This window comes from Streptomyces sp. NPDC031379 (genome assembly GCF_055569615.1).
In genome coordinates this window covers 44281-59906 of sequence record NZ_JBVIIT010000026.1, presented here as the reverse complement: position 1 = coordinate 59906, position 15626 = coordinate 44281, and the positions used below count along the sequence as shown (strand labels likewise).

Here is a 15626-nt window from a genome sequence, read left to right as displayed (position 1 = left end):
CGCTCAGCGCCGGTGCCTGCCGCCGGGCTCCGGGGCGTCGTCCACCGCTGCCGCCGCGCGCACCCGCCGCCTGCGCAGCGCCCAGACCCCCGCTCCCAGTAGCGCGAACGTTCCTGCTGCCCCCTCCGCGAGATGCCACGGCGAGTTCTTCCCGGACACCGTGCCGGGGGCACCGGCCGCCGCCCGGGCCGTCTTGCGCACGGGCGCCGGACTCGCGCTCGCGCCGCCCTCGCTGAGCGGGTCGACGAGCTGTCCCACGGCCTGCGCCGAACGCCCGTGCCCGAAGCCCCAGTCGAGCAGGGCGGCGGCCTGCTCGTAGACGGCGTTGCTGCCGGCGACCGGGTGCATGACGGTGACCAGCAGGGTGCGCCCGCCGCGGACGGCCGCACCGGTGAAGGTGTTGCCGGCGTGGCTGGTGTAGCCGTTCTTGACGCCGATGAGGCCGTCGTACGTCCTCAGGCCCCACGCCCCGGTCAGCAGACGGTCGGTGTTCTGGATCTGGAAGGTCTTCTTGCCGCCCGCCGGGAAGTCGGCGGTCCGCGTAGCGCAGTAGCCGCGGAAGTCGCCGTCCTTCAGGCCGTGGCGGGCGAAGAGCGTGAGGTCGTACGCCGAGGAGACCTGTCCCTTGTGGTCGAAACCGTCGGGGCTGACCACATGGGTGTCCAGGGCCTGCAGGTCCACGGCCCTGGCCTGCATCTCGGCGACCGTCCTGGCGACGCCGCCGTTCATGTGGGCGAGCACGTGCACGGCGTCGTTCCCGGAACGCAGGAACACGCCCTGCCACAACTGCTCGACGGTGTAGGTGATGCCGGGCTTGATCCCGACGAGGCTGGAACCGGCCGGGATGTCGGCGAGGTCGGCGTCGGTGACCTTGTGGCGCTGGGTGCGGTCGAACTTCTTCAGCACGGTGTCCGCGAACAGCATCTTCAGCGTGGACGCGGGCGCGAGCCGCCGGTGCGCGTCGAACGAGGCGAGGACCTCCCCGCTGGTGCAGTCGGCGACGAGCCACGCGCGGGCGTCGAGCTTCTTGGGCAGTCCGGTGGCACCGCGTACCTGGACACCGCCGCGGGCCAGGCGCTCGCCCCCGACGACGGTCGTCGCGGAGGCCTCGGTGGCCGTGGACAAGGGAAGGGCGGCGGCCGTCAGCCCTAGGGCGGCCCGCCGGCTGAGCCGGGAACATTCACGCACCCGGGGACGGTACACCGCTTCGAGCAGAGGCTTCCCCGCCGGGAGCGGGCACCGGCCGGAATGTGCCGCATGACGAAGGTCCGTACCCCCGCCCGCCGCTCACCTGCCGAGCACCCGGTCGATCTCGGCCAGCTGTCCGGCGGTGAGCGGCCCCTTCGCCATCGCCCCCGCGTTCTCCTCGGCCTGCGCGACGGTCCGGAAGCCGGGGATGGGAACGGTGTGCGGGCCGCGGGCCCACAGCCAGGCGAGGGCGCCCTGGGCGAGGGTCCGGCCGCCACTGGTGAGGAGGGAGCGCAGCGCATCGATCCGGGCCAGCCAGTCGGGGGCGGCACCGGACCCGTCGCTCTGGTAGCCCCGCAGCCAGGCGGGCGGCCGGCTCCGGATGTCCCCGGCCGCCAGCGGCCCGCTCCGCCGGCCGGCCAGCAGACCCATGGCCAGCGGACTGCGGTCGACGCTCGCCAGCCCCGACCGCTCGCACAGTTCGAGGAGTCGCGGCGCGTCGTTCAGCACGTTGAGCGCGTGCTGCACGGCCGTGCAGTGCGGGCCCGCGGCGAAGACGGCGGCGCGCCCGGGGTCGTCGGTGCTCCAGCCGTAGGCGCGGACGAGCCCGTCCTTCACGAACTCCTCGCAGACGTCCCGGAGTTCGGCGGCGCGGTCCGGGTCGGCGTCCGCGAGGTGCAGCTGGTACAGGTCGATGTGGTCGGTGCCGAGGCGGCGCAGGGATGCGGTGAGGGCGCGGCGGGCGTACGCGGGGGTGTCGTCGGTGCCGGTGAGGGTGCGGGTGTCCGGGTCGAAGACGTTGCCCCACTTGGTGGCGAGGACGACCTCGTCCCGCCGGCCGCCGAGCGCGCGGCGCAGGATCTCCTCGCTGTGCCCGGTGCCGTAGCTGTCGGCGGTGTCGAAGAAGGTGACACCGAGGTCGAGCGCACGGCGGATCGCCCGTACGGACTCCTCGTCGTCCACCTTCCCCCAGCCGACGGGCTGCCCGTCGGCGGTGCGGTGCTCACCCCCGATGGCCCAGCACCCGAGGCCGAGTGCGCTCACGGCGATCCCACTGCGTCCCAATGTCCTGGTGGTCTCCATGCCCGGGGACGCTAGGAGTTGAAGCGCACGCGAAGACAAGCCCCGTGGTGCCTCCGGTTCACGCCTGCCCGGTCTCGAACCGGGAGATGCGGCCGTCGTCCTCGACGGTGAAGCTCCACCTGGTGCGCATCTCGCCCCAGGTGTCGTTGCGGTAGCGGGCGAGGAGGGTGTGGCCGCCGTCGGACTCGTTGTCGACCTCCATGTGCCCGTGGCACGAGAAGATCTCCCGGTCGATCCATTCGGCGAGGTCGCGGTCGGAGCCGTCGTCGGCCATGGTCGCGCCGGGGGCGAGCAGGGCCAGGAAGCGCTCCCGGTCGTGGGAGTTGACGGCGTTGACGAAGGCCCGGACGGCCGGGTCGCTGAGTCTGGATGGCTGGATCGTCATGGCGTCAGGCTCACACCGCTCCCCCGGCCCCGCCACCCGAACGCCCTCCAGGACGGGCCCGCCGGTGCGCGGGGTGCGACGGTGGAACCGCGGGAGGGATCTGTCCGCCTGTCTGCATGGGAGTCACCGTGACCTGTTACGACCGACGTGATCTGGGCCTGCTGCTGCTCCGGCTGGGTACCGGCGGGGTGCTGGCCGCGCACGGCACGCAGAAGCTTTTCGGCTGGTTCGGCGGGCACGGGCTGGAGGGGACCGGCCAGTTCATGGAGTCCGTCGGCTATGCGCCCGGCAAGGCGAGCGCCACGGCGGCGGGCCTGGCGGAGACGGGCGGCGGCGTCCTGCTGGCGCTGGGCCTCGCGACCCCGGCGGCGGGCGCGGCGGCGGCCGGCGCGATGGCCGGGGCCTCGGCGGTCCACGTGCCCAACGGCTTCTTCGCCCAGGAGGGCGGCTACGAGCACGCGGCGAGCCTGGGCCTGGCGGCGGCCGGCCTCGCGGTGACCGGCCCCGGCCGGCTCTCCCTCGACCACGCTCTTGGTCACGTGTTCGACCGCGGGTGGATGGTGTCGGTGGCGCTGGGGGTCACGGCGGCGGGTACCGCCCTGGTGGTGGGGGCGCGGAACCGGCGGATGCGGGCCCGCCTGGAGGGCGAACAGGAAGCGCTGTTCGAGGAGTTCGAGGAGTAGGCCGGACCAGGCCGACGGCGGCCGGGGCGGTGGTCGAGGAGTGCCGCCCCGGCCGCCGTCGGTCGCGTGGCAGGCTGCGGGGCATGACGGATCAGGACTCCACCGCCTCCGCGGCCACCGCCGCCGCCCTCTGGCCTGCCATCGACGACCTGTGGTCCCGCCTGGAGTCGGCCCGCACCGGCACCGGCACCGGCACCGGCACCGAGGGCGTGCTCCTGCGTGTACTCAAGCTGTCGGAGGAGGTCGGCGAGGTCGCCGAGGCGATCATCGGCACGACCGGCCAGAACCCCCGCAAGGGCGTCACGCACACGTGGGAGGACGTCCAGGCGGAGCTGTGCGATGTGGCGATCACGGCGCTGGTGGCGCTGCGGACGCTGACACCGCGGGCGCGAGAGGTGTTCGAAGGGCACCTGCAGGGGGTGCGGGACCGCCCGCTCGGTCCTCCTTCGGCGTCTTCGGCGTGAGCAGGGTGCCCCCGCGGCGAACGGGACGCCCTCGGGGTCAGCGGGCGAGGCTGCCGTCGTCCTCGCGGGCCCCGGCCACGGCGCCGGCGAGTTCGTCCAGGAGGTCGCGCAGGGCGGCCAGCGTCGGCTCGTCCGTGACCCTGCCGTCCGCGATCTTGCGGGCCGCCTGCGGTACTCGCAGCTCCCGCGGGATCACCTGAGCCCCCATGACGGTGAGGGTCTCGGCCAGCCAGGCCCGGGCCCGGTCGCCGCCGGTGTCGGCGGGGGACGCGCTCGCCAGGGCCACCGGCTTGCCGGCGATCTCGCCCCCGCCGACCAGCCACTCCAGGGCGTTCTTCAGTACGCCGGAGGTGCCATGGGCGTACTCGGGCGTCACGATCAGCAGCCCGTCCGAGGCAGCCACCGCGGACCGCAGCGCGGCCGCGACCGCCGGCAGCGCGGTCTCCTCGACGTCCGCGTCGAAGAAGGGCAGCCGGCCCAGGCCGGGCCCGAGAACGAGATCCCGCGGCGGAAGGGTCAGGTCCACCGCCGTGCGCAGCACGGCCGCGTTCAGCGACTTGGATCGCAGACTTCCGCACAGCCCGAGAATCTTCATGCCGAGCAGCCTTCGGTCCCGAAGATCACCGGCGGGAAGGAAAAGCGGGGGGAGAGAACGGGCCCGGCTGCCGGGCGTCCGGCGGCTCGGGCCGCTGAGGGAGGGGGCAGACGAGTCGGGCTGTACGCCGGGTTCTGTTCCCCGGCGTCCTCGCGGACGCCGGGGCGACGGCCATCCATCTAGGACCGGCGTTGCCGCCGGTCTCGTGCGGTCTACCCGCGGACTCGGGCGGGCAGCCCTCGATCGTCCGCGCAGAGCGCTTTTCACGGCGCTCCTCTTGACCTTGCTCCGGGTGGGGTTTACCTAGCTGCCCAGGTCGCCCTGGGCACTGGTGGTCTCTTACACCACCGTTTCACCCTTACCCGGCACCGAGGTGCCGGGCGGTCTGCTTTCTGTGGCACTGTCCCGCGGGTCACCCCGGGTGGCCGTTAGCCATCACCCTGCCCTGTGGAGCCCGGACGTTCCTCGGGAAGCCCCCTAAGGGGACTCCACGCGGCCGTCCGCCCGGCTCGTCTGCCGTGCCGACCATGGTACCGGGCGTGTGCCGCGCCGCGGACCGGCGGCCGTCGCCAGCACCGAGCCGGCCAGGATCAGGGCGAAGGCCGCCAGGACGGCCGGCGTCAGCGACTCGTCCAGGAACAGCGCCCCGGCCGCCACCGCCACCGCCGGGTTGACGTAGGTGATCACCGTCGCCCGCGTCGGGCCCGCCTCCTTGATCAGCTCCAGGAACGCCACGAAGGCCACCGCCGTGCAGATCACGCCCAGTCCGGCCAGCGCGGCCAGGACCGGGGCAGGGGGCACGGCGGACGGGCGGGTGAAGGCGGCGACGGGGGCGTAGAGCAGGGCGGCCAGGGACAGGCAGGCCGCGGTCAGGTGCAGGGACGGTACGTCCTTGAGCCGGCGCGCGGCGATCAGGGGCGCCGTGGCATAGCCGAGGACGGTCAGCAGCACCTCGGCCAGGGAGCGGGCGTCACCGCCGGTCAGGTGCGGGAGGGTGAGGACCGAGACGCCCGCCAGGCCCAGCGCGAGGCCCGTGACGCGGCGGGCTCCCAGGTGTTCCGTGTCGCCCAGGAGGCGGGCCCCGATCACGCCCACGATCGGCACGCCCGCGATCAGCAGGCCCGCCGTCGAGCTGGACAGGTGCCGCTCCGCGTCGGTGAGCGTGAACCAGGGGACGACGATCTCCAGGAAGGCGAAGGCCAGCATGGGGCGCCAGTGGGTGCGCACGGTCTCCGGCAGACCGCCTTGGCGCAGGGCGAACGGGAGCAGCAGGGCCGCGCCGAGCGCACAGCGCGTGAACACCACCACCGGCGGGGACACCTCGTCCACCGCCACCTTGATCATCAGATAGGGGATGCCCCACACCACTCCCATCAGGGAGAACAGGAACCAGCCGCGTGCAGTCATGCGGCGAGTTTCGGCCGTCGCGGGCTCAGCCGTCTTGAACGCTGTTGCGGTAGGCCGCCGGGGTCACGCCGAGCACCCGGCGGAACCAGCGGGTCAGGTGCGCCTGGTCGGCGAAGCCGACGAGCGGGGCCACCTCGGCGGGGCGCAGGCCGGAGGCGAGCAGCGCGCGGGCCCGGCTCACCCGGTACTGGGCGAGCCACGCGTAGGGCGGTATGCCCATCGTCGTACGGAAGGCGCGCAGCAGCTGGTAGCGGGACAGGCCCAGGTCGGCGGCGAGGGAGGACAGCGTCGGCGGGGCGGTGAGTTCGTCGGCCAGGCGGTCCCGGACCGACAGGGCGATCGTGCCCGCGCCGGGGATCAGGTCGGACACCGGCCGCGCCGTCGAGTGGCGGCGGGCCAGGGCCGTCAGCAGCCAGGGCAGGCGGGACTCGGCCTCCAGCGGGTCGGGGCAGGCGCTGAGTTCGGTGTGGGCGAGGCGGAGCGCGGCGGCGAGCCCGGGGTCGTCGAGGAGCGGTTCGCGGAAGTACGGCAGGCCGCCGAGGATGCCGTCGGCGAGCAGGGACGGCTCGGCGTACAGGGCGCGGTAGGCGTAGCCGTCGGTGGCGTTGCCCGGGCCGCCGGTGTGCATCTCGCCGGGATCGAGCACGACGATGGTGCCCGGTCCCGTGCGGATATGGCCGCCCCGGTAGGCGATCACCTCGGAGCCGCCGACGCAGACGCCGACGGTGTACTCCTCGTGGGCGTGCGGGGCGTACACGTGCCTGCGGAAACTCGCGGTCAGCAGGTCGAGCGGGGGGCCGCACATGCCCAGTCTCGCCCTGGTCCACAGCGCCTGTTCCACCATCGTTCGCCCCCTTGCCGTGTGCTGCGCCATGGGTGCAACGCCTGCGGGCCCCGCTTCCATGCCGCGCCCCGCGGCACCCCTGCCGTCCAGCGGGCCGGGGTGGTCCGGCGCAGGATGAACACGCTTGACATGGAGGGGAGTTGGTGACATGAGGACACTGCGCCGGGTGGCCGGGCACGAACTGCGGCTGTACGCGAGCCTCGCGCTGTGGCCGGCCCGGCGCACCGAGGGGGCCGCCGGCGCGCGGGCGTTCGGGTACGCGCGCGGGCAGGGCGCGATGATCGCGGGGCCGGCCTTCGTCTGCGTGCTCGAGACGGTCGGCGTGTCCCTGATGCTGCGGGAGTGGCCCGTGGCCCACGAGGCCGTGCCGGCGCTGGACGTCTGCACCGTGCTGCTGATCGTCGGCCTGCACGCGGCCTGTGTGGTGCGCCCGCACGTGCTGACCCCCAAGGCGCTGCGGGCGCGCTACGGCGTCCACGTGGACCTGCGGATCCCGCTGCCGGCGATCAGCGCCGTACGCCGAGGAAGGTGAGCGTGGTGCGGCTGCACGCCGACGACGCCGGTTCGCTCGCCGAGGCCCTCATGCCGCGGTGAACCGGCCGATGACCGCCCAGGGCTCCACCGGCACGGTCCCCACGGTCGAGGCGGGGGCGGGGGTACGCCGTACCCTGGCGGAGGTCTACGTGAGGAGTACGTGTTGCTGGTCCTGCTGCCGCCCTCGGAAGGCAAGGCGAACGCGGGCGAGGGTGCCCCGCTGGAGCTGGGGACGCTGTCGCTGCCGGGGCTCACCACCGCGCGGGAGGCCGTGCTGTCCGAGCTGGTCGACCTGTGCGCCGGTGACGAGGAGAAGGCGCGCGAGGTGCTCGGGCTGAGCGAGGGGCTGCGCGGCGAGGTCGCGAAGAACGCCGGGCTGCCGGCGGCCGGCGCCCGCCCGGCCGGGGAGATCTACACCGGTGTCCTCTACGACGCCCTCGGCCTGGCCACGCTGGACGCGGCGGCGCGACGGCGCGCGGCGGATTCGCTGCTGGTCTTCTCGGGGCTGTGGGGCGCGGTGCGGGTGACGGACCGGATCCCCTCCTACCGCTGCTCGATGGGCGTGAAGCTGCCGGGGCTCGGCGCGCTGGCCGGACACTGGCGGGCGCCGATGGCCGAGGTGCTGCCCGAGGCGGCCGGGGACGGGCTGGTGCTGGATCTGCGCTCCTCCGCGTACGCGGCGGCGTGGAAGCCCAAGGCCGGGGTGGCGGAGCGCACGGCGACCGTACGGGTGCTGCACGCGCCGACGCGGAAGGTCGTCAGCCACTTCAACAAGGCGACCAAGGGGCGGATGGTACGCAGCCTGCTGTCGGCCGGGGCCGCGCCGAAGGACCCCGCCGAGCTGGTGGAGGTGCTGCGGGAGCTGGGGTACGTCGTGGAGGCGGAGGCGCCGGGCCGGGCGGGCAGGGCGTGGTCGCTGGACGTGCTGGTGGAGGAGGTGCACTGAGTCCACGGCGGAGACGCCTTCCCACCTAGGCGTTGCAGCATGCGCAACGCTCATTGCGTGTAGTGCAGCCACTGGGTACGATGAGGGCATGACCTCGCCGCTGCCCTCCTCCCCCGCTGCCTCCGTGCTGGATCTCGCGCCCGTCGTACCCGTGGTGGTGCTCTCCGACGCAGCCGACGCCGTACCGCTGGCGCGGGCGCTGGTGGCGGGCGGGCTGCCCGCGATCGAGGTGACCCTGCGGACCCCGGCGGCACTGGAGGCGATCCGCGCGATCGCCGGCGAGGTGCCCGGGGCGGTGGTCGGGGCGGGCACGGTGATCACGCGGGAGCAGGTGGACGCGTGCGTGGCGGCCGGGGCGCGGTTCCTGGTCAGCCCGGGGTGGACCGAGACGCTGCTGCGGGCGATGCGCGGCTCCGGGGTGCCGTTCCTGCCCGGGGTGTCGACCACCTCGGAGGTCGTCGCGCTGCTGGAGCGCGGGGTGCGGGAGATGAAGTTCTTCCCGGCGCAGGCGGCGGGCGGCACGGCCTATCTGAAGTCCCTGGCCGGTCCGCTGCCCCAGGCTCGCTTCTGCCCCACGGGCGGGATCGGCCCGGCGGTCGCCCCGGAGTATCTGGCACTGTCCAACGTCGGCTGCGTGGGCGGCAGTTGGATGGTCCCGGCGGACGCGGTGGCCGCCGGGGACTGGGCCCGGGTCGAGGAGCTGGCGCGGGCCGCCGCCGGGCTCAGGGACGCAGGTGGGACGTGTCGTTGAACAGCCGGACGCTCGCGTTGCCGTCCGCGTAGTAGGCCACGGCCGACAGGGAGGCCGCCGAGAGTTCCATGCGGAACAGGGACTCGGGCGGGGCGCCGAGGGCGAGCCGGATGAAGGTCTTGATCGGCGTGACGTGGGTGACCAGCAGGACCGTGCGGCCCGCGTAGGCCGCGGCCAGCTTGTCGCGGGTCGCGGCGATCCGGGTGGCCGTCTCGGCGAAGCTCTCGCCGCCGCCGGTGGGATGGGCCTCCGGGTCGGCGAGCCAGGCGTTCAGGTCGTCCGGGTGGCGTTCGCGGACCTCGCCGAAGGTGAGGCCCTCCCAGGCGCCGAAGTCCGTCTCGCGCAGGCCGTCGTCGATCGCCACGTCCAGGCCGAGGCGGGCGGCGACGATGCCGGCGGTCTGCCGGGTACGGGTGAGGGGGGAGGCGACCACGGCCTGGACCGTGCCGCGCCGTGCGAGCGCCTCGGCCACCCGGTGGGCCTGCTCCCGGCCCGCGTCGGACAGGGAGGGGTCCGTGCCGCCGCTGCCGGAGAAGCGCTTCTGCGGGGTGAGCGGGGTTTCGCCGTGCCGCAGGAGGACGAAGGTGGCGGGAGCGCCCAGGTCGGGAGCGGCACTCCAGCCGGGGCGCTGCTCGCTGGAGGTGGCCGGGTTTTCCCCTCCGGCACCGGGAAGGCGCTGCTCGCCGGGGGGTGCCGCCTTCTGTGCGACGGGCGCCGCCCCGGCGGCGCGACTGCCCGCGGCCACGGCTGCCCGGACCTTCGCCGCGCCCGCGGCCGCGTCCCCGGGCGGGCCCGACGGCTCGGGAACGGCGGGCGGGGTGTCCAGCGCCGCCCGGGACTGCGACGGCGACCACTGTTCGCCCTTCGCGCCCGCGTCCATCGCCTCGTTGGCCAGGCGGTCGGCGTGCTTGTTGCGGTCCCGGGGGATCCACTCGTAGGTGACCCGCTCGGGAGGGAAGACGGTCCTCGCCTCGGCCGCCAGCGGCTTCATGGCGGGGTGCTTGATCTTCCAGCGGCCCGACATCTGCTCGATGACCAGCTTGGAGTCCATCCGGACATGGACCGTCGCGGCGGCGTCCAGGGCGTGCGCGGCCCGCAGGCCGGCGACGAGGCCGCGGTACTCGGCCACGTTGTTCGTGGCGACGCCGATGTACTCGGCCGCCTCCGCCAGCGTCTCCCCCGTCGCCGCGTCGCTCACCACGGCGCCGTAGCCGGCCGGACCCGGGTTGCCCCGCGAGCCGCCGTCGGCCTCGACGATGAACTCCCTCACCCCTGACGCCCCCTGTCCCCTACAGACCCGACTCGGCCGTACGTACCAGGATGCGGCGGCAGTTCTCGCAGCGGACCACCGTGTCCGGCGCCGCCGTGCGGATCTCGTTCAGCTCGGTGATGGCCAGCTCCTGCCGGCAGCCCTGGCAGGTGCGGGCGTACAGCTTGGCCGCGCCGATGCCGCCCTGCTGCTCGCGCAGCTTGTCGTACAGCTTGAGCAGGTCCGCGGGGACGGAGGCGGCGATGACCTCGCGCTCCTTGGTCACCGAGGCGGCCTCGCCGTCGATCTCCTCGAACGCGGCCTGCCGGCGGCCGGTCGAGTCGTCGATCTTCGCCTGGACGGAGCCGACCCGCTCGGTCAGCTCGGTCACCCGCTCCTGCGCGCCCTCACGGCGCTCCATGACCTCCAGGACCACGTCCTCCAGGTCGCCCTGCCGCTTGGCGAGGGAGGCGATCTCGTGCTGGAGGTTGGACAGGTCCTTCGGCGAGGTGACCGCGCCGGAGTCCAGGCGCTGCTGGTCGCGGGCGGCACGCTGGCGCACCTGGTCCACGTCCTGCTCGGCCTTGGTCTGCTCGCGGGCGCAGTCGCTCTCCTCGGTCTGCGCGGCCACCAGCAGGTCGCGCAGCTGCGTGAGGTCCTTGTTCAGCGACTCGATCTCGGCGTGCTCCGGCAGGGACCTCCGCTTGTGCGCGAGCTGCTGCAGGCGGACGTCGAGGGCCTGGACGTCGAGGAGTCGGATCTGGTCGGCGGGCGCGGCGTTCAGTTGGGGGCTCCAGGTGAGGGGGAGTGACTGGTCCATGGGTCGGTGACCGTCTTCGAGACGTGGACGCGCAGGTCCCAGCCGTGGCGGTCGGAGATCTCGTCGAGCTGGGCTGCGGCCAGCTCGCACCAGGGCCACTCGGTGGCCCAGTGCGCCGCGTCGAGCAGCGCGAGGGGACTGTGGGCGACGGCCTCGCTGGCCGGGTGGTGGCGCAGGTCGGCGGTGAGGAAGGCGTCGACGCCGGCCGCGCGGACCTGGTCGAAGAGGCTGTCGCCGGAGCCGCCGCTGACGGCGACCGTGCGGACGACGGCCTCGGGGTCGCCGGCCACCCGGACGCCCTGCGCGGTGGCGGGCAGCCGTTCGGCGGCGCGGGCGGCCAGCTCGCGCACGGTGAGCGGGTGGTCGAGTTCGCAGACGCGGCCCAGTCCCCGGCGGCCCTCGGGGTCGGTGGGGTCCGGCACGAGGGGGCGTACGACGCGGAGGTCGAGTGCGCCCGCGAGGGCGTCCGAGACGCCCGGATCGGCGGTGTCGGCGTTGGTGTGGGCGACGTGCAGCGCGATGTCGTTCTTGATCAGCGTGTGCACGATCCGGCCCTTGAAGGTGGACGCCGCGACCGTGGTCGTCCCGCGCAGATAGAGCGGGTGGTGGGTGACCAGCAGGTCGGCGCCGAGCTTCACCGCCTCGTCGACGATCTCCCGCACGGGGTCGACGGCGAACAGGACCCGGCTCACCTCCTGGTCGGGGTCTCCCACGACCGTGCCGACCGCGTCCCAGGACTCGGCCCGCTCGGCGGGCCACAGGCTCTCCAGCGCGGCGATGACTTCAGACAGACGGGGCACGGGGAAAGGCTACCTGGCTGTTCGGCGGGGCTGTACCGCATCCGCCTGCTCTGGCCACGCTCAGCACACACGTCCCGGTTTCCTCGGAGGAATCGCTTCTGCGCCACCCGTATGTGTGAAGCGGGAGAGGGCTGGTCCCGCGCCTGCGCGTGCGAAAACTAGCTTCGTCGCCGGAGGTGACCGAATCATGACGGCCTGTGCGATCGAATCTCCGTCGGCGGGTGAGTCCGACGGTGCGCCGACGACCGGGTGCGCCCTCACGGCGGACGGCGCCTACGCGGCCCGGCTCGCGCTGAAAGGCGAGTCCTGGTTCCCCGAGCGCTGGACGCTGGACGGCCCGGAGCCGTACGCGGTGCCGCTGCCCGGCAACCAGCCGGAGGAGCCCGGCACCGAGGTGCAGCCCATGGGCGACGGCCGGGTGCTGATCCACCGGCTGGTGGCGGGGCGGCACGTCTTCGCGCTGCTCTACCCGACCGGTCCCGGCACCGGCGAGCTGCCGCTCGGCGCGGTGGAGTGCCCCGAGCCCGGCACCCGGCTCACCCTGCTGCCGCCGGCGCCGGGGGGCGCGCGGGCGTACGCCCTCGCCGTCGGCCCGCGGTCCAGCGTGGTGTGGCAGGTGGCGGGCGGGGCCCTCGGCCCGGAGCGGCTCGCCGAGCTGCCGGGGCGCTGCGTGGGCGGGGTCTGGCTGGACGGCACCGGACGGCTGCTGGCGCTGGACCGGGAGCTGGACGGGCGCACCAAGACCGTCGTGGTGGACCTGGGGTGCGGCGCGGTGTCGCCCCTGCTGCAGATCGCGGAGGGCAGCGACGACCGGCTGCTGCTCGCCGATCCCGACAGCGGGCTGCTGCTGATCTCCTCCGACGCGCCTTCCCCGGGGCAGGAACGATTGGGCTGGGGAGTGCTCGGCAGCACGCTGCCGGTGCGCTTCCCGGAGTGTCTGCGCGTGCCGCAGTGCGCGGTCACGCCGTTCGCGATCCAGCCGGGGCAGGTGCTGATGCCGGAGAACTGCGCGGTGGCGCTGCGCATCGACGGCACGTTCGGCAGCTGGGTGGGCACCTGGCGGCCGGCCGGGCGGCAGCTGACGCATCTTCCGGCGCCCGAGGGGTGGTTGGCGGGGGCCGGGCTGTGGACGCGGGGCGGGGTGCTGCGGCTGCCGTACGCCACGGAGGACGTCCCGTGCGGCGTGGCGGAGCTGTCGGCGCCCCGGAGGGACGCGGGGAGCCGGAGGGGCACGGAGGGCCGGGGGGACACGGGGGGCAGGGAGGCCGCGGCCGCGACCGGTGCCGGTGGTCCGGCGGTCGCGGGGCCGAGGGGACCGGGGGAGGCGGGTCTGGAGGGTCCGGTCCGGGACGGCACGTCCGCCGGGGCGCCACAGGCGTCCGGGCAGACGGCGGAACCGGGCCCTCCGGAGCCTGTGCCGGCCCGTCCGGTGCCGCTCCAACAGGCGCCCCTGGGACGTCTTGTAACGAAGTAGTGCCGGTTGGCGTGTGCGCCTGGATTCGGCCCGTGGTGTGCCGGTTACACTCCCCGGCTGTACGAAAGATCATGTTGACGGGGTGAATACGTCCGATGAGTGACACCAGTACGACGGAGCAGCTGTCCGCCGACTCTCACGGGGCCGCCGGCCACGGCCGGCACCGCGGCCCGGTCGCGGCCCAGGAGAGCGAGTCGAGTCCGCACGGCCGGCACCGCAAGCCGGCCGGGGAGACCGCCGAGGCGGCTGCCTGACGGCCAGAGCGGCCTGACCGGCCGTGATGCACGAGAAGGGGAGGTGCCCGTCGGGCACCTCCCCTTCTCGTGCCCGGCCCCGCTCCCGCCGGTCTCAGCCCCGCTTGAGCCCCAGCACCTCCGCCGCCGCGAAGGTCTCCCCCGGCGGCCGGTCCGCGTAGTGCGGGGTGAGCAGCGCGTCGAGTTCGTCGTAGGTGAACGTCTCCTGCTTGCTGTCGAACTTCGCCCGCACCCGCGGCCGTTCCACGACGGCGACCATGCCGCCGTGGACGACGAGCAGCTGGCCGTTGACGCGGGCGGCGGCCGGTGAGGCCAGGTAGCCGACGAGCGGGGCCACATGCTCGGGCGCGAGCGGGTCGAGCCCCTCCTCCGGCCGCTCGAGCCCCGCGAAGACGTCCTCGGTCATCCGGGTCCGGGCGCGCGGGCAGATGGCGTTGGCCGTGACGCCGTACCTGGCCAGGGCCAGGGCGGTGGAGGTGGTGAGGCCGACGATCCCGCCCTTCGCCGCGGCGTAGTTGGGCTGTCCGGCGGAACCGGCGAGGAAGGCCTCCGAGGAGGTGTTCACGATCCGCCCGTACACCGGCTCCCCGGCCGCCTTCGACCGCTCCCGCCAGTGCGCGGCGGCGAAGCGGGTGGTGTTGAAGTGTCCCTTGAGGTGGACCCGGATCACCGCGTCCCACTCGTCCTCGGTCATCGAGAAGACCATGCGGTCGCGCAGGATGCCGGCGTTGTTGACGAGGATGTCGAGCGAGCCGAACGCGGCGATCGTCGCCTCGACCAGTTCCCGCGCCTGCCGCAGGTCGGCGACGTCCCCGGTGTGCGCGACGGCCCGGCCGCCCTGGTCCCGGATCTCGGCGGCGACCTGCTCGGCGGGACCCGCCGAGGCCTCGCCGGTGCCGTCGCGGCCGGGCTGCCCGAAGTCGTTGACGACGACGGCCGCGCCCAGCCGGGCGAGTTCCAGCGCCTCGGCCCGGCCGAGCCCGCGGCCGGCACCGGTGACGATCGCGGACAGTCCCTCGAGTGGCAGTGACATGCGCCGCGTCCTCAGATCTCGATGCACGTACGCAGGGCGGTCCCGGTACGCATCTGGTCCAGTGCCTCGTTGATCTCCGCCAGTTGCACCCGGTGGGTGATCAGGCCCGCCAGGTCGACGCGGCCGGCCCGCCACAGGGCGATGGTGCGTTCGTAGGAGCGCAGCACGTCGCCGCCGCCGTACAGGGACGGCAGGATGCGCTTCTCGTCGAAGAACAGCTCGAACATGTTGAGCTGGAGGAAGTCGTCCAGGGCGCCCGCTCCGACCACGACGAGGGTGCCGCCGCGCCGGGTGTTCTCGTAGGCGGTGCGGGCGGTGGCCGACCTGCCGACGACCTCGAAGACGTAGTCGAAGCCCTCGCCGCCGGTGACCTGCTGCTTGGCGTCGGGCAGTCCGTCCGGCGAGACGGCCCGGGTGGCACCGAACCTGAGGGCGGACTCGCGCCGGGAGGCGACCGGGTCGACGGCGACGATCTCGGCGGCGCCCTTCAGCCGCGCGCCCTGCACCGCCGATATGCCGACGCCCCCGCAGCCGATGACGGCGACCGACGAACCGGCCTCCACATCGGCGGTGTTGAGCGCGGCGCCGAGCCCGGTCGTCACCCCGCAGCCGATCAGCGCGGCGATGTCGAAGGGCACGTCGTCCGGGATCGGCACGGCACAGCCCGCGTCCACGACGACCTCCTCGGCGAAGGTGCCGGTGCCGGCGAATCCGAAGACGTCACCGGCGGGGCGCTTGAAGTTGGGGGTGCCCGCGTTCATGAACCCGGCCAGGCACAGCTCGGTCTGGCCGCGGCCGCAGGCCGGACAGGCGCCGCAGGCGGGCAGCCAGCAGATGACGACCCGGTCACCGGGCTTCAGGTGCCGTACCCCCTCGCCGACCTCGAGGATCTCGCCCGCGCCCTCGTGGCCGGGCACGAAGGGGGCCGGCTGGGGCAGTACGCCGTTCATCGCGGACAGGTCCGAGTGGCACAGCCCGGTGGCGCGGACCCGGACCCTGACCTTGCCGGGGCCGAAGCCCACCGCCTCGACGTCGTCGAGGACCTCGAGCTTTTCCTGTCCGATCTCGTGCAGTACGGCTGCGCGCATGGTGCGGCTCCCCTCGGAGGCTGTGTGC

Annotated in this window: 17 protein-coding genes, 1 other RNA gene and 1 pseudogene; 7 read left to right on the top strand and 12 right to left on the bottom strand. The window is 74.1% G+C overall.

All coding sequences use genetic code 11. The features are described 5' to 3' along the window. Window positions 1-3: 3 nt before the first annotated feature. From ACZ5CW_RS32320 to ACZ5CW_RS32310, 3 genes are all read right to left on the bottom strand, one after another. The gene (locus tag ACZ5CW_RS32320) at window positions 4-1188 is read right to left on the bottom strand and encodes a D-alanyl-D-alanine carboxypeptidase family protein (RefSeq protein WP_468607644.1); all 1185 of its coding nucleotides are present in this window, start codon (window positions 1186-1188) and stop codon (window positions 4-6) included. Between the two features lie 99 nt (window positions 1189-1287). Beyond that, entirely contained in the window at window positions 1288-2271 is a 984-nt protein-coding gene (locus tag ACZ5CW_RS32315) for an aldo/keto reductase (protein WP_468607642.1), read from the bottom strand. A 58-nt stretch (window positions 2272-2329) separates the two neighbouring features. Next, the gene (locus tag ACZ5CW_RS32310; protein WP_468607640.1) at window positions 2330-2656 is read right to left on the bottom strand and encodes a nuclear transport factor 2-like protein; all 327 of its coding nucleotides are present in this window, start codon (window positions 2654-2656) and stop codon (window positions 2330-2332) included. A 128-nt stretch (window positions 2657-2784) separates the two neighbouring features. On the opposite strand from ACZ5CW_RS32310, the gene ACZ5CW_RS32305 reads away from it, so the two are divergent. Continuing rightward, window positions 2785-3339: a DoxX family membrane protein gene (locus ACZ5CW_RS32305; protein WP_468607638.1), complete on the top strand. Its 555-nt coding sequence runs from the start codon at window positions 2785-2787 to the stop codon at window positions 3337-3339. Between the two features lie 83 nt (window positions 3340-3422). After that, window positions 3423-3803 (top strand): MazG-like family protein, encoded by a 381-nt coding sequence (locus tag ACZ5CW_RS32300; RefSeq protein ID WP_468607636.1) that lies wholly within the window; start codon window positions 3423-3425, stop codon window positions 3801-3803. Between the two features lie 37 nt (window positions 3804-3840). Here ACZ5CW_RS32300 and ACZ5CW_RS32295 read toward each other — a convergent pair whose 3' ends face one another. The 4 genes and pseudogenes from ACZ5CW_RS32295 to ACZ5CW_RS32280 all read right to left on the bottom strand — a co-directional run bounded on the left by ACZ5CW_RS32295 (window position 3841) and on the right by ACZ5CW_RS32280 (window position 6649). After that, complete coding sequence (locus ACZ5CW_RS32295) at window positions 3841-4398, bottom strand: NADPH-dependent FMN reductase (protein WP_468607634.1); 558 nt, start codon at window positions 4396-4398, stop codon at window positions 3841-3843. A gap of 107 nt (window positions 4399-4505) precedes the next feature. Continuing rightward, window positions 4506-4910: RNase P RNA component class A (gene rnpB, locus ACZ5CW_RS32290), an RNA gene on the bottom strand. A 115-nt stretch (window positions 4911-5025) separates the two neighbouring features. After that, window positions 5026-5742 (bottom strand): annotated as a pseudogene (locus ACZ5CW_RS32285) (DMT family transporter); the annotation flags it as partial. 88 nt (window positions 5743-5830) lie between these two features. Continuing rightward, entirely contained in the window at window positions 5831-6649 is an 819-nt protein-coding gene (locus tag ACZ5CW_RS32280; RefSeq protein WP_468607632.1) for a helix-turn-helix domain-containing protein, read from the bottom strand. Window positions 6650-6797: 148 nt separating this feature from the next. On the opposite strand from ACZ5CW_RS32280, the gene ACZ5CW_RS32275 reads away from it, so the two are divergent. The 3 genes from ACZ5CW_RS32275 (at window position 6798) to eda (ending at window position 8880) form a co-directional block, all read left to right on the top strand. Then, a complete protein-coding gene (locus ACZ5CW_RS32275) occupies window positions 6798-7181 on the top strand; it encodes a hypothetical protein (RefSeq protein WP_468607630.1) in 384 nt (127 codons plus the stop codon). 165 nt (window positions 7182-7346) lie between these two features. Next, window positions 7347-8129 (top strand): peroxide stress protein YaaA, encoded by a 783-nt coding sequence (gene yaaA / locus ACZ5CW_RS32270; RefSeq protein WP_468607628.1) that lies wholly within the window; start codon window positions 7347-7349, stop codon window positions 8127-8129. A gap of 88 nt (window positions 8130-8217) precedes the next feature. Then, the gene (eda, locus tag ACZ5CW_RS32265; RefSeq protein ID WP_468607626.1) at window positions 8218-8880 is read left to right on the top strand and encodes a bifunctional 4-hydroxy-2-oxoglutarate aldolase/2-dehydro-3-deoxy-phosphogluconate aldolase; all 663 of its coding nucleotides are present in this window, start codon (window positions 8218-8220) and stop codon (window positions 8878-8880) included. On the opposite strand, the gene ACZ5CW_RS32260 is transcribed toward eda, so the two are convergent. The 3 genes from ACZ5CW_RS32260 to ACZ5CW_RS32250 are packed head-to-tail and all read right to left on the bottom strand — an operon-like array spanning window position 8852 to window position 11749. Then, window positions 8852-10150, bottom strand: a complete 1299-nt coding sequence (locus tag ACZ5CW_RS32260) for a bifunctional RNase H/acid phosphatase (protein WP_468607624.1) — start codon at window positions 10148-10150, stop codon at window positions 8852-8854. The genes eda and ACZ5CW_RS32260 overlap by 29 nt on opposite strands. Window positions 10151-10169: 19 nt before the next feature. Beyond that, window positions 10170-10913: a zinc ribbon domain-containing protein gene (locus tag ACZ5CW_RS32255; RefSeq protein ID WP_468607834.1), complete on the bottom strand. Its 744-nt coding sequence runs from the start codon at window positions 10911-10913 to the stop codon at window positions 10170-10172. Further along, window positions 10910-11749, bottom strand: a complete 840-nt coding sequence (locus tag ACZ5CW_RS32250; protein WP_468607622.1) for a Nif3-like dinuclear metal center hexameric protein — start codon at window positions 11747-11749, stop codon at window positions 10910-10912. Before ACZ5CW_RS32250 ends, ACZ5CW_RS32255 begins: the two co-directional genes overlap by 4 nt. A 187-nt stretch (window positions 11750-11936) precedes the next feature. Here ACZ5CW_RS32250 and ACZ5CW_RS32245 point away from each other — a divergent pair, with 187 nt between their 5' ends. Continuing rightward, on the top strand, window positions 11937-13223 hold the full coding sequence (locus tag ACZ5CW_RS32245) for a hypothetical protein (protein ID WP_468607620.1): 1287 nt from the start codon (window positions 11937-11939) through the stop codon (window positions 13221-13223). Window positions 13224-13318: 95 nt separating this feature from the next. Further along, window positions 13319-13477, top strand: a complete 159-nt coding sequence (locus tag ACZ5CW_RS32240; RefSeq protein WP_468607618.1) for a hypothetical protein — start codon at window positions 13319-13321, stop codon at window positions 13475-13477. A 94-nt stretch (window positions 13478-13571) separates the two neighbouring features. On the opposite strand, the gene ACZ5CW_RS32235 is transcribed toward ACZ5CW_RS32240, so the two are convergent. Both ACZ5CW_RS32235 and ACZ5CW_RS32230 read right to left on the bottom strand, forming a co-directional pair. Further along, complete coding sequence (locus tag ACZ5CW_RS32235) at window positions 13572-14510, bottom strand: 3-oxoacyl-ACP reductase (protein ID WP_468607616.1); 939 nt, start codon at window positions 14508-14510, stop codon at window positions 13572-13574. 11 nt (window positions 14511-14521) lie between these two features. Continuing rightward, window positions 14522-15598 (bottom strand): Zn-dependent alcohol dehydrogenase, encoded by a 1077-nt coding sequence (locus tag ACZ5CW_RS32230; RefSeq protein ID WP_468607614.1) that lies wholly within the window; start codon window positions 15596-15598, stop codon window positions 14522-14524. Between the last annotated feature and the right edge of the window lie 28 nt (window positions 15599-15626).